The sequence below is a fragment of the Nostoc sp. genome, assembly GCF_036917435.1.
Classification (GTDB): Bacteria; Cyanobacteriota; Cyanobacteriia; order Cyanobacteriales; family Nostocaceae; genus Nostoc.
In genome coordinates, this window is record NZ_JBALDM010000031.1 from 296379 (window position 1) to 308875 (window position 12497).

General features: G+C 43.1%; 11 protein-coding genes. 1 reads left to right on the top strand and 10 read right to left on the bottom strand.

Features of this window, described 5'->3' with window-relative positions; translation table 11 throughout:
• Positions 1-89: 89 nt before the first annotated feature.
• The 10 genes from fabD to serA all read right to left on the bottom strand — a co-directional run bounded on the left by fabD (position 90) and on the right by serA (position 10950).
• Entirely contained in the window at positions 90-971 is an 882-nt protein-coding gene (fabD, locus tag V7K98_RS14170) for an ACP S-malonyltransferase (RefSeq protein ID WP_335022769.1), read from the bottom strand.
• A 95-nt stretch (positions 972-1066) separates the two neighbouring features.
• Positions 1067-2059, bottom strand: coding sequence for a beta-ketoacyl-ACP synthase 3 (locus V7K98_RS14175; protein ID WP_335022771.1), 993 nt, complete (start codon positions 2057-2059; stop codon positions 1067-1069).
• A gap of 183 nt (positions 2060-2242) precedes the next feature.
• Positions 2243-3265 carry a phosphate acyltransferase PlsX gene (gene plsX, locus V7K98_RS14180; protein WP_335022773.1) on the bottom strand — a complete coding sequence of 341 codons (1023 nt, stop codon included), beginning with the start codon at positions 3263-3265 and terminating at the stop codon, positions 2243-2245.
• Between the two features lie 66 nt (positions 3266-3331).
• Entirely contained in the window at positions 3332-3484 is a 153-nt protein-coding gene (locus V7K98_RS14185; RefSeq protein ID WP_335022775.1) for a hypothetical protein, read from the bottom strand.
• A 17-nt stretch (positions 3485-3501) separates the two neighbouring features.
• Positions 3502-4983 (bottom strand): leucyl aminopeptidase, encoded by a 1482-nt coding sequence (locus V7K98_RS14190; RefSeq protein WP_335022777.1) that lies wholly within the window; start codon positions 4981-4983, stop codon positions 3502-3504.
• The gene (locus V7K98_RS14195) at positions 4967-5146 is read right to left on the bottom strand and encodes a hypothetical protein (RefSeq protein WP_335022779.1); all 180 of its coding nucleotides are present in this window, start codon (positions 5144-5146) and stop codon (positions 4967-4969) included. Before V7K98_RS14195 ends, V7K98_RS14190 begins: the two co-directional genes overlap by 17 nt.
• Positions 5147-5343: 197 nt before the next feature.
• Positions 5344-6501 carry an EcsC family protein gene (locus V7K98_RS14200; RefSeq protein WP_335022781.1) on the bottom strand — a complete coding sequence of 386 codons (1158 nt, stop codon included), beginning with the start codon at positions 6499-6501 and terminating at the stop codon, positions 5344-5346.
• Between the two features lie 255 nt (positions 6502-6756).
• Positions 6757-8049 carry a hypothetical protein gene (locus V7K98_RS14205; protein ID WP_335022783.1) on the bottom strand — a complete coding sequence of 431 codons (1293 nt, stop codon included), beginning with the start codon at positions 8047-8049 and terminating at the stop codon, positions 6757-6759.
• Between the two features lie 297 nt (positions 8050-8346).
• Entirely contained in the window at positions 8347-9267 is a 921-nt protein-coding gene (prmA, locus tag V7K98_RS14210) for a 50S ribosomal protein L11 methyltransferase (RefSeq protein WP_335022785.1), read from the bottom strand.
• A 102-nt stretch (positions 9268-9369) separates the two neighbouring features.
• Positions 9370-10950 carry a phosphoglycerate dehydrogenase gene (gene serA, locus V7K98_RS14215; protein ID WP_265273090.1) on the bottom strand — a complete coding sequence of 527 codons (1581 nt, stop codon included), beginning with the start codon at positions 10948-10950 and terminating at the stop codon, positions 9370-9372.
• A 674-nt stretch (positions 10951-11624) separates the two neighbouring features.
• Between serA and V7K98_RS14220 the strand changes: the two genes are divergently transcribed.
• The gene (locus tag V7K98_RS14220; protein WP_335022787.1) at positions 11625-12377 is read left to right on the top strand and encodes a Uma2 family endonuclease; all 753 of its coding nucleotides are present in this window, start codon (positions 11625-11627) and stop codon (positions 12375-12377) included.
• Positions 12378-12497 lie beyond the last annotated feature (120 nt).

Here is a 12497-nt window from a genome sequence, read left to right on the forward strand (position 1 = left end):
GTAAGTCTTTTATTCGCAGTAATTAGATTTAATAGTTTTTACCTCCAGAATTCCTCTAAATGTTGTTTTGCTATAAAAACAGGGAATTCTTAAACAGGTAAATGAGCAGCACCCTGGATATTTTCTAATATTAAGTCAGGGCTACTACGTTTAATCAAGCCAGTTAAAACTTTACCAGGGCCAACTTCTATTACTCGCTGGATATCGTTGGCTGGTAATTGCAGAGAAATTTCTCGCCATCTTACAGAACCAGTCATTTGTTTGTTCAGCCGTTGCTTTAAAATCTCAGCATCAATAGACGGAATTGGTTCTGCATTAGACAACACTGGCACTGTAGCTGGTTGAAATACCACAGAGTCTAAAATGTCTTGGAATTCTGTAGCCGCAGGTGCAATTAAATGTGAATGAAATGCTCCAGAAACTTTTAGGGGAATAGCACGCTTGGCTTTAACTTGAGTCATCACCGCTTGTACAGCCTCAGCCGTACCTGAAATTACCACCTGAGTCGAGCTATTATCATTTGCTAGTACTACATCAGGGTTTTCGGCAATGACTTTTTCCAACTGTTCGCGGTCAAAGTTAATTAAAGCCGCCATCATTCCACCGACGGCATTATCCATGAGTTCTGCACGACGCTTTACTAGATATAAACCAGCTGACCACTCAAAGACACCCGCTACATAAAGGGCAGAATATTCTCCCAAACTGTGACCAGCAACTAAATCTGGCTGGTGTCCTCGTTCTCGAAGAAGATCGGCAATAATGGTTTCCACCACATAAAGAATTGGCTGAGTATATAGCGTCTGTGATAACTTTGCTTCTTGATTTTGACAGATTTCGGTTACAGACCAGCCTAAAATGTCCTCCGCTTGGGCAAATTTGTCTTTAGCGGCAGGTATATCTAATAAATCTATTCCCATTCCCAATACTTGAGAACCTTGTCCGGGAAACACCCATGCAGTTTTAGTCATTAGTCATTAGTCAGTGGTCATTTGTCGGTGGTCATTCGTCAGTGGTCATTGGTCATTAACTAAGGACTAATGACAAATAACTAATGACAAAATATTTATCTTCCCCATTGAAAAATTGCTGCACCCCAGGTAAGACCGGCACCAAAACCGGATGTAGCAATGATGTCATTGGGTTTAATTTTACCTTGTCGTACTGCTTCATCTAAAGCTAAGGGAATGGAAGCAGCTGAGGTATTACCATACTGGGCAAGATTACTTATAACTTTATGTTCTGGGATATTCAGGCGTTGGGCAACAGCATCGATAATGCGCTGATTGGCTTGATGTAACACTAGCCAATCTATTTGATCAACGCTGAGGTTGGCTTGAAATAACGCTTTATCTATGATTTCTGGCACTTTTTGGACAGCAAAGCGGTACACTTCTTTGCCGTTCATAGTAATAGGTTGATAAGTGCCTTTAGTAATATTTACACCGGGGAGCAGTTCTTGGGAAGCGCCTGCATAAGCAAGGTTGAGGTGATGATTTTGAGTGCCATCACTTTTAAGGGCAAATCCTAATAAGCGATCGCTTTTGTCAGCCTGTAATACTACTGCCCCTGCACCATCGCCGAATAATACACAAGTGCGTCGGTCTTCCCAATCCACCCAGCGAGAGAGGATATCTGCCCCGATCAACAGGACGTTTTTATAAACACCTGTTCTAATATACTGGGCTGCTGTAACTAGACCAAACACAAAGCCAGAGCAGGCTGCCGTTAAGTCAAAGGCTACTGCGTTGGTGGCTCCTAATTGCGCCTGTACTTGGCAAGCACTGCCAAACAAATCGTCAGGGGTGGAAGTCGCTAGCAGAATCAGGTCTAGGTCTTCTGGTCTAATTCCTGAAGCTGCGATCGCTTGACTGCTGGCGGCAGTAGCAAGTCCACTCAATGACTCAGATGTTGTGGCTAATCGTCGTTGACGAATTCCTGTTCTTGTGGAAATCCACTCATCTGATGTTTCAACTAGTTCACTCAATGTCTGGTTGTGTAGAAAAGTTGCTGGTACTGCCGAGCCACTTCCAGTAATTGCTACGCCTAAGTTTTGCACTCCTCATCTCCCAAGCTATTAGCTTTTTGTCATTTGTCTTTTGTCATTTGTCCCTTGTCATTTGTCCTTTGTCATTTGTCTCCAAAGTTTTTATCGCCGGGAGTCGCTGCTCAAACTTCTCTGTTTGTGAGTTGTCCTTTGCAAATGACTAATGACTAATGACTAATGACCAATGACCAATGACTAACCGCCCTCGCGCTCTAGGATATATTGGGACTGAATTCGTTGTATTACCTGGTTATCAACGGCTTCTTTGGCCATGCGAATTGCATTAAAAACTGAAGGTGCTTGTGAGCTACCGTGACCGATAAAACAAACTCCTGCCACGCCTAAGAGCAAAGCACCACCATGTTCTGCGTGATCCATTCGCTGCTTAACTCGCTTCAGGTTTGGTTTTAAGATTGCTGAACCAATTTGACCATGCAATCCTTGGGGTAATTCTTCGCGCAGAATTTGCAGAATTACTTCTCCAACTGCTTCGGCAAATTTTAATAGTACGTTGCCCACAAAGCCATCGCAGACAATCACATCAAAGTTACCGGAAAGCACATCACGCCCTTCGGCATTGCCAATAAAATTAATTTGAGAATTTTCGCGGAGCAGTTGGTGGGCGCGGACGGCTGCATCATTACCCTTAGAGTCTTCTTCACCAATATTCAACAAACCTACTTTCGGTTCGGTTGTACCTAAGACATACTGGCTGTAAGCCGATCCCATGACGGCGAACTGCTCTAAAAACTTCGGACGGCAATCTACATTTGCGCCGACATCAAGTACTAACACTGGCTTGCCAGCAACAATTGTCGGAAAAACAGTCCCAATTGCTGGACGATCAATTCCCGGTAATCGCCCTAAGCGTAGCAAAGCTGATGCCATTGCTGCCCCAGAGTGACCGGCAGAAAATACGGCATCTGCCTTTTGCTGCTTAACTAAATCCATCGCCACATTGATAGAAGCCTTGCGTTTGCGTCTAACTGCATTTAAAGGCTCCTCATCCATTGCGATCGCTTCCTCAGATGGAACGATCTCCACCTGCCCTAAATTTGTTTTTGGTGGCAAGGCAGCTTCTATTTGTTGGGGATCGCCAACTAGTAATATATCTACACCCAATTCTTCCCTTGCTCGCAGTGCGCCAGCAACGATTTCACCGGGTGCGCGATCCCCTCCCATTGCGTCAATTGCGATCCTTACGCGAGTCGATCCCATTGCTCAGAGCTTTTAGAAACCTTATAAATTTTACCAGATGGCAATGCCCGAAAAAGCTTAACTTTCTCATTGCCAAACTATTTTTGTTACTATTGCAACAATTTTTGCTGGCAAGCTCAAGATAGCACGAATTTGGGAGTGGGGCATTGAGAATTGGGAATTGAGAATTGGGAATTGGTTATTAATTCTGCTCCCACTGCTCCCTTCCCCATGCCCCATGCCCAATGCCCAATGCCCTACTCCTCTGCCCCTAATACCCAGCTAACCAGCATCCGAACGCCGTAGCCTGTTGCACCTGCGCTGTTGTAGCCATTTTCTTTATCTGTCCACACTGGGCCGGCAATATCTAAGTGCGCCCAAGGTGTCTCTTTTACAAATTGCTTGAGGAAAAGGGAAGCGGTAATGGAACCACCTGGACGCGGGCCTGTATTTTTCATGTCCGCAATGCCAGACTTTAGCCCTTCAAAATATTTTTCTTCCATTGGCATCCGCCAAATCTTCTCTCCTGAAGTTTGGGCAGCTTTCTCAATCTGGGAAGCTACGTCATCGTCGGGAGTGTACAAACCAGCTATATCCTCACCCAAGGCAATGACGTTGGCACCGGTTAGGGTGGCTAAATCTACGATCGCATTTAATCCCAATTTATCGGCATACACCAAGGCATCTGCTAAGGTTAAACGCCCTTCAGCGTCGGTGTTGTTCACTTCGATTGTTTTACCATTTGATGCGGTGAGAATGTCTCCAGGGTGCATGGCGCGACCGCTAATCATGTTTTCAGCCACCGCCGAGATAAAGTGAACCTCAACATCTGGCTTAATTTGAGCAATTGCTTTTGCTGCGCCCAAAGTAGCTGCTGCACCGCCCATATCAATTTTCATGGTTTCGATGCCGCTACCAGCACCTTTGATATTCAGTCCGCCGGAATCAAAGGTTACACCTTTGCCAATAATTGCTAGTTTCTTTTTGGGTGTACCTTCTGGCTTGTAAGTCAGGTGAATAAATTTAGGTGGCAACTCGGAACCTTGTGATACTCCCAAAAAAGCACCCATTCCCAACCTTTCACAGTCTTCTTTTTCCAGAATTTCTACTTGTAAACCGTACTCCTTTGCGATCGCTTGAGCAGTTTCGGCTAAAGTAATTGGTGTGACGGCGTTGGCTGGCGCTGCTACTAACTGCCGTGCCAAATTTACCCCAGAAACGATTTGATTGGCGCGGGTAATGGCGGCTTCTTGTCCACCGAAACCTAGTAAATCTACGCTTTCGATTTGCGATCCTTTATCTTCTGGTTCTGATTTAAAGCGAATATCTTGGTAGAGCGCTAATTCTACACCTTCTGCGATCGCTTGAGCGCTGGCTGCTGGATCGTTATTCCATAATGGAAAACTAAATCCCAGAATTTTGCTCTTTTGCTTTTTTCCTACCCTAGCTACAGCCGCCGCCGCGCGTCGCAAAGTGTCGAGTTTTAGTGCATCTGCTTTACCTAAACCTACCAGAATCAATTTACGCACTGGGCTACCAGCATTTACACGAGTGAAAATAGTACTGTTGGCTTTACCTTTAAATTCTTCTTCTGCAATTAGTTCTTTTAATACCCCAGAAAACTTTTGATCTAAAGTTGCTAGTTCTCCAGTTAACTCCACCGCATCTTCAAATAATCCAATTGCCAAACTATCGCCTGCCCACTCTAGCAAAGGCTTATCACTAGGTTGAATTGTCATTTTGGGATTTTATGTAAATATTCCTTCCTGTACCAGTATTGCTCAAAATTCTTGTTTCATGGTGTGGGGAATTGGGAATTGGGAATTGGGCATTGGGCATTGGGCATTGGGCATTGGGAATTGGGCATTGGGCATTGGGAATTGGGCATTGGGAATTGGGCATTGGGCATTGGGAATTGGGAATTGGGCATTGGGCATTGGGCATTGGGAATTGGGGTCAGTAGCTATAATCTAGTGAATTTGCATAAATACTACTCCGTTAAGGAGTCTTTGATCTTCGTGAATCCACCTACAGAACTCCATTCTTTTACATCCTACTTCTTTCCCTATTGCCCTATTCCCCATTCCCCATTCCCCAATTCAATTTGTATCAAGATCAAATTTACGGGCGATCGCTGCGATTATTTCTTGCTCTGGTGGTGTAATCTTATTGTCAAGCTGGGCAATTTTTTTACACTGAGCCAGCAAGGGTATGGCAAAATCCCGATTCATCTGATTGAGCAGTATATTTAAAGACTTTGGTGATTTGATATTTTGGGCAATAGCATCCAACGAAGTAGGACTGAGTTTTACAGCTTGTAATTCTGGCAAAATTTCTTCCAAAGTCTTGTCTGGATGGCTAGCAAGGATCATGTGAACTAAAATTTGATCCATAATGGCTTCTTGAGCGATCGCACTTTCGAGATACTTTTCACTCTCTGCTTTTAATGTTGCCAATGTCTGTGGCGATGCTAGAGAAGTAGATTCATCTAGCTTGGCTTGGTAAAATCGACAAGCAGCATACCCCAATGAATAGATCATTGTCGCATTTGAACTAGCTCCAATCACTGCACCCGCCAAGGGTACATTTCGCAGCAAACCTAATCCCGCAGCTTTCAAAAGACGGCCTCCACCCAAAGCCAGACCAAAAATTGCCAAAATTTCACCTTTCCGCGCAGGATCTTTTAAATCTAGCCCATAGACAGATGCAATTTGATAAAGCATTTCTGATTGCAATTTGGTTGTCGCTGTTAAATCAATTGCTAACAATGCAACTGCTATTCCTGGCAAAATACTAGTTGCTAGTCCAACCGTGGCTGCATGAGTTGCTTTTTCAACCATGATTCGGTGAGCAATCTGGCTGGGTAATTCATTGGGATACTTTTGCTTGAGCTTATTTACCGCCGCTTCTGCTTTTTCTAAATCAACAAGGTTAGTATCAGTAATTAGCCAATTTAGATTTAATACTCCAGATAGTTTTCTAATTAGCCAATTTTCGCTCAGGCGATTCACAATTTGTCCACTACTTTGAGTTGTTTCCTCAATGAACTTGTGTGTTTGTTTTGCTGTCGCTTCTCCTGCTTCTACTGCTGTGTCTAAAACTGCTTTGCCAGTCTGAGCAACAGTTGTAATAAAAGACTCTAATGCAGACGGTTCATTTTCTACTGATGATTGAGCCTGGATTTTGATTTCTGAAGTTTCTTTGGATGAATTAACAGATTTATCGACTACTATTTCTGGTTGGGGTTTGTCTGCCATTACTTGACACCATCTTGTAAAGCCTCTCTCCATTTGTAACGAATTATAAGCAGTTCTACATCTCTCTATAAACGTAAATCTCAGGGAAATTCTCTTCTTTAGGACTTACGCATTGAGAGGAAAGACTAAATATGGATGGTTTGAAAAACCACATCCGTCGTAGGGGCAATTCATGAATTGCCCCTACGTGAATAAATTGCAGCTTCATATTAAATTAGTCTTGATTGAACCTTATTGAGTTATGTCGGTCTAAAATTATTCATTTTGATTGTTTGAGATCCCAGTCCTGGTTTTGTCGTTTTCTAGTTCTCTCATTAAAGAATCAAAACCACTAGTGTTATTTCCACCTTTGGCTAATAAAGACTGAATTTTATTTATTATCGCACTCATATTGTCAGAGAAAAATCTACCAAGATTATTAACAAAGTTTTTTAGCTTCTCAAATATACTAATGTCTACAGTAGAGTACTTATTGATGATTGGGTATACAACCTTTCCTTTTTCTGTTTCATAGTACTCTTGCTCAGGCATCAACATAGATGTAAGTGGTTGCACCTGTTTTGCCATATCTGCTTCAGTTCGTTTATGGCTGAGGAATAAGACATCGTAAACTTTTCCGTTCCAGCTAGCCCAATAATGGTTTTGGAAGAACCACCGCTTTCCATCATCACAATTTGGTTTTTTACCTTGGTATGGTGTAACTCCAGCTTCACTCAAAAAAGGTTTGACAATGCTTTCAACTGTTATTTTTTGGATGCCAAAATATTCCTCTGCAACTTTTTTAAAAGCACGGGCTAATGTCTGACAATCTCCTTCTGGAGAGCCTTTTAAGAGAGTTTCTTGGCTCTTGCTCACCATTGTGTATTGAAATTGGATATTTCCAAAGTTTTTGAAGAGTTGTTCCAGGATTTTATCTTCTGGTAATGTGTCGTCTATGCCATTTACTAATGTTTTGGCTAGTGAGTAATCCTGTAAAAATTTTTGTTTTTTATCTGCTGCTAATGTTTGTTTAGAGCTTGCTTGTTCGTTGCTATTACCTGGTAGGTTTGTCTGCTGTCCTTCCTGGTTTTGCAAAGTAGGTGGATTAATTTGATTGACTACAGAAATAGCAACTCTATCCGCTTCTTGCTCATACTGATCTTCTGGTTGACCAATAGTGAGTTTTGGCTGTATTAGTTGTTCCCGCAGAGGTTGCATTTGTTCCAGTGAAACACTATTAGCACGTTTGATCGCCATTTTGTCAATGTTATGACCAAACCGGAAAGAGTGTTCCTTGCCTTGCTGCAATGACTCATTCATCTTTGCCTGTAATACAGTGAGTCGTTCCTTTCCCTCTGGCGTGATAGTGCCATGCTTGGCTTGGATTTGGAGTTTTGTTGCCTCAAACTGATGCTGTTGAAATTCCTGATTCTCAACTTTTGCCTGTACTATAGGCTTGTGGGAGCCAAGTTGAGAGTGAGTAGCTAACAGGTGCGATTGCAACTCACCTTGCTCTGACTTAGAAGCGGATGAGTCAGCTTTTTTGTGGATTTGTAGCCGTTGTTTCATCGCTGGTTTCAAAAGTCAATAGTGGGTAATCTATATATTATGTCACTTCAGATTGCAACTTGGTGAGGTACAGATCATCGTAGGGGCACAACATGTTGTGCCCCTACCGGTGTACTTGATTTACCCGCAATACGCTCTATCTCACTTCAGATTACTTGATTACTTATACTTAAGTCGAATAATGTTAAAACGCATCATTCCTTTTTTTACAAGACTTACGCAAATCATAGCTGAAACCTTCATTTTCATGTAGGGGCAATTCATGAATTGCCCCTACACTGTATAGTTTTGCCTAGGTTAAGAACGCCGTACATTCAAGCAACACCATTCTTTTCGTTTCCACAGGGTAGCAACGACCCAACCATGTTTTTCTAAAGCGTCAGCAACAGCTTTAGATTGTTCTAGTAAAATACCACTGAATATCGCCCAAGTTTCAGGTTTTGCGATCGCACTCATTTCTGGAATCAACTCAATAATTACATTAGCCAAAATATTGCAAACAATACCGTCCACTGGTTTTTCAAGCAGTTTTGTCAAAACGTCTACACTCCCCAGTGCTGATAGTAAACGTTCTGAGCCAATGTCATTTAGGGAACCATTGCTGATAGTTGATTGCACCGCTAAAGGATCGTTATCTACTGCATAGACTTTTTCGGCTCCCAGTAGCAACGCCCCAATGGAAAGGATACCAGAACCACAGCCGATGTCTGCAATTACCAGATGTTCATGTTTGCCACTATTACCTACAAACGATTGAGAAACCCCACTTAGCCGCATTTCCAGGGATTCTAAACATAGCTGAGTTGTGGCATGGTTGCCCGTACCAAATGCTACACCTGGGTCAAGACGAATCACTAACCGTTCCGTTGTTTCTGGTAATGGTAGCCACGCGGGGTTAATTAGGAAGCGATCGCCAATTTCTTGCGGATGCCAATATTGTTTCCAACTAGTTGCCCAATCTTCCTCATCAATTAACTGCCATTGCAGAGAGGGAGATGAAACTCCTATACAAAGGGCATCTTGACGCAGCCACAGTGACAGCGCTGCCAAATCTAGTAGCTGTGTTTGAATTGTCGATAAATAAGCCCTTACTAAAGATGAATTTCCTTTGTTTTCACTAGCTGTCCCACGACAGCCAAAATCTTCCAGTCGCCAAAAGATCGAATCTTCTAGGTCTGGCTCACATAAAATCTGTAGTTCCCACCAGGTGTTTGCCATCTTTCAGAATGGGCTGAACGCCCCGCTACCGCTAACAGGAGTCAGAATTCAGGAGTCAGGAAGAATTATTTCTTTTGACTCCTGGCTCCTGACTCCTGACTCCTAAAGTGTTACTGTATAAGCGTCCCGAATACCCGGGACTTTTATAATTTCATCCAAAATACCTTCAGGTAAAGGATCATCTATACTCAGAGCCATTACCGCATCACCACGGACGATTTTACGACCTACTTGCATACTGGCAATATTCACATTAAAACTGCCGAGTAGGGAACCAAGTTTGCCGATAATCCCCGGCATATCGCGGTGTAGGGTAAATAGCATATATTTGCTGGGTGGGACATTAATGGGGAAACCGTCAACATCGGTTAGGTGGATTTCCCGTTCACCCAGCAAAGCACCTGTGACAGAGTGAGTACCTAAAGTACCCGTGGCTTCTAGATGAAGCGTTCCAGCATAGTCTCTGATGGAAGCATCACGGGTTTCAATTACCCGAATTCCGCGTTCTTTGGCTTCTATGCTGGCATTGACGTAATTTACCCGTTCTCGCAAAGCTTGGTAAAGTAGTCCTTTCAGGGCAGCTACGATCAAAGGCTGACTTTTGTTAGTAGCGAGTTCCCCTTGCAGTCGAATATTGAGTACTTCCACCCGTCCGCCAGCTAGCTGTCCTACTAGATTACCTAGAGTTTCTGCTAGTTGCATGTAGGGTTTGAGTTCTTCCAACACATCAGGGCCGAGTCCGGGAATGTTGACGGCTGAACGCGCTGGTAGTCCTAAAAGGACATCCCGAATTTGTTCGGCAACATCAATAGCCACATTTACTTGAGCTTCTGCGGTAGAGGCTCCCAAGTGGGGAGTGAGGATAACTTCTTTGCCTAGCGATCGCAATTCCGATTCACCCAATGGTTCTGACTCGAACACATCCAAGGCTGCACCCCCAATCTTACCCGCTTTCAAAGCTGCTGCTAAAGCTACTTCATCAATGATCCCACCACGAGCGCAGTTAATAATCCGGGCTGTGGGTTTCATCTTTGCCAAGGTTGTGGCATTGATTAAGTGGGTAGTTTCTGGGGTTTTGGGGATATGTAGAGTGATATAGTCTGCTTGCTGGAAGAGTAAATCTAACTCCACCAACTGACAGCCAAGCTGTTCGGCTCTTTCCGTAGAAATAAAAGGGTCATAAGCTAGGAGTTTCATCCCCATTGTCTTAGCTACAGCCGCAACATGGGAGCCAATTTTACCCAAACCGACAACGCCGAGAGTTTTTTTGTAGACTTCCGCGCCGACAAAGCTATTGCGATCCCACGCACCGCGTTTCACCGAGGCGTTAGCATCAGGGATGTGGCGAGATAAAGCCAAAATCATTGCTAGTGCGTGTTCGGCGGCGGCAATTGTATTTCCCTCTGGAGAATTGACTACTACAATTCCCCGACGTGTGGCAGCCGGGACATCCACATTATCCACACCCACGCCAGCACGGCCGATGATTTTTAGCTGAGTGCCAGCTTCAATGATTTCTTGAGTGACGCGTGTACTAGAACGAATCATCAGCGCGTCATACTCACCAATAATTTCGAGCAGTTGGGCTGGTTTTAGTCCTAGTTTGACATCAACGGTAGCAACTTGCGAAAGAATGTCAATTCCAGCTTGGTCAATAGAATCTGAGACAAGAACCTTAGACATGATTACTTCATTTAAAGCTACAGGTTTTGCTGCACAAGACTTTTTAGTTTAGTCTTTATCTGTCGCAATTCAGCAAAAATTATTCGTTTGAATATCGACTTAACCTTAACTTACACTATATAGTGGTGGTATCAAAGCATGAGTTGCTTCTGGTGGGTACTGCCTCCTAAATATTTCAACGTGAGTGGCTGTTTGTACCACCCTGTCGCTAAATATAAAGCATTAAAGCACTAAGCACTTAAATATATTTATTAATAGTTAAGAGTTACCAAAATTTTATTAGTTTAAGCGATTTCCTTGGTAGCTTTGAAACGCTTGTATTCTTGACTAGGGTGCAACTTTAGTTGAGGCAATGCTCTGCACAACCAACAAACGAGCCAGTAACTATTATATCTATCAAATCTTGGCTGTTTCTCCATACCACAAGTGGGATATCTTAGTCAAACCAAAACATTGCATCATCAAGATAATCGGATTGTGACAGTTATAATTTAGGCATCAAATAAATTTTCTTGTTCATGATTGCGGCGGATTTAAGATCGCTTAGTAGTTAAAAGCTGCCAACTATATCAGTAGAGTACTTAATATACATTAGTCCTCTACTGATATAGTTGCGGAGAAATCGCTATAATTCTGGTGAGCCAAATATCCTTTGAGTTTTGGGGAAACCAGCCATGTTAGACTACAACTTGCCAAGGTACTTACCCTCAGCCGAGGAGCTACCAGACTCTGACGAAACGCCTGTGGATAATGAACTACAAGAATTGATACCAGGCTTGCTGAAGGCGATCCTGTTGATACTTTGGTCAGAACGTATGGACTGGCTATTTGCCATAGATATGGGTATTTATTATCACCCCGATAAACCGCCCATTGTGCCAGATGGGTTTTTGAGCTTAGGGGTAGAGCGCTTTTATGATGAAGAGTTGCGTCCCAGTTATGTGTTGTGGGATGAAAATGTTGTACCGATTTTCGTGCTAGAAGTAGTTTCCCCAAATTATCGTAAAGAATACACCACTAAATTGGATGATTATGCAGCTTTGGGTGTACTTTACTACGTGATTTATTCCTCTCGTCGCCGTCGTAAACCCCATCTAGAAGTACATAAGTTAGTCAATGGTAAATATGAATTGCAAGAGGGAAACCCCGTTTGGCTACCAGAAATTGGCTTAGGAATTGGTTGCGAAAGGGGAAATTATTGCGGTGTAACACGGGAATGGATGTATTGGTATGATGAGCAAGGACAACGGTATCTCACGCCCGCAGAACAAGTAAAACAAGAAGCACAACGCGCTCAACAAGAAACACAACGCGCTCAACAAGAAGCACAACGTGCTCAACAAGAAACACAACGCGCTCAACAAGCAGAAGAAAGAGTGCAACAATTGACAGAACAATTAAGAGCGCTAGGAATAGATCCAGAGTAATCTGGGCTAACTGAAATATTTTGCAATATTTTCAGTTACCTTGAAAAATCAGATTTTTCATGAGTATGGTACAGCCTGACGATTTCTGGCCATTTTGCCAAAACTTAAGCGGCAGGTTGT

Excerpts from the sequence above, each read along its gene's own strand:
- fabD (WP_335022769.1), bottom strand. The coding sequence starts at position 971 with ATGACTAAAACTGCATGGGTGTTTCCCGGACAAGGTTCTCAAGTATTG.
- plsX (WP_335022773.1), bottom strand. The coding sequence starts at position 3,265 with ATGGGATCGACTCGCGTAAGGATCGCAATTGACGCAATGGGAGGGGAT.
- V7K98_RS14185 (WP_335022775.1), bottom strand. The coding sequence starts at position 3,484 with ATGGGGCATGGGGAAGGGAGCAGTGGGAGCAGAATTAATAACCAATTC.
- V7K98_RS14190 (WP_335022777.1), bottom strand. The coding sequence starts at position 4,983 with ATGACAATTCAACCTAGTGATAAGCCTTTGCTAGAGTGGGCAGGCGAT.
- V7K98_RS14195 (WP_335022779.1), bottom strand. The coding sequence starts at position 5,146 with ATGCCCAATTCCCAATGCCCAATTCCCAATGCCCAATGCCCAATTCCC.
- V7K98_RS14200 (WP_335022781.1), bottom strand. The coding sequence starts at position 6,501 with ATGGCAGACAAACCCCAACCAGAAATAGTAGTCGATAAATCTGTTAAT.
- V7K98_RS14205 (WP_335022783.1), bottom strand. The coding sequence starts at position 8,049 with ATGAAACAACGGCTACAAATCCACAAAAAAGCTGACTCATCCGCTTCT.
- prmA (WP_335022785.1), bottom strand. The coding sequence starts at position 9,267 with ATGGCAAACACCTGGTGGGAACTACAGATTTTATGTGAGCCAGACCTA.
- serA (WP_265273090.1), bottom strand. The coding sequence starts at position 10,950 with ATGTCTAAGGTTCTTGTCTCAGATTCTATTGACCAAGCTGGAATTGAC.
- V7K98_RS14220 (WP_335022787.1), top strand. The coding sequence starts at position 11,625 with ATGTTAGACTACAACTTGCCAAGGTACTTACCCTCAGCCGAGGAGCTA.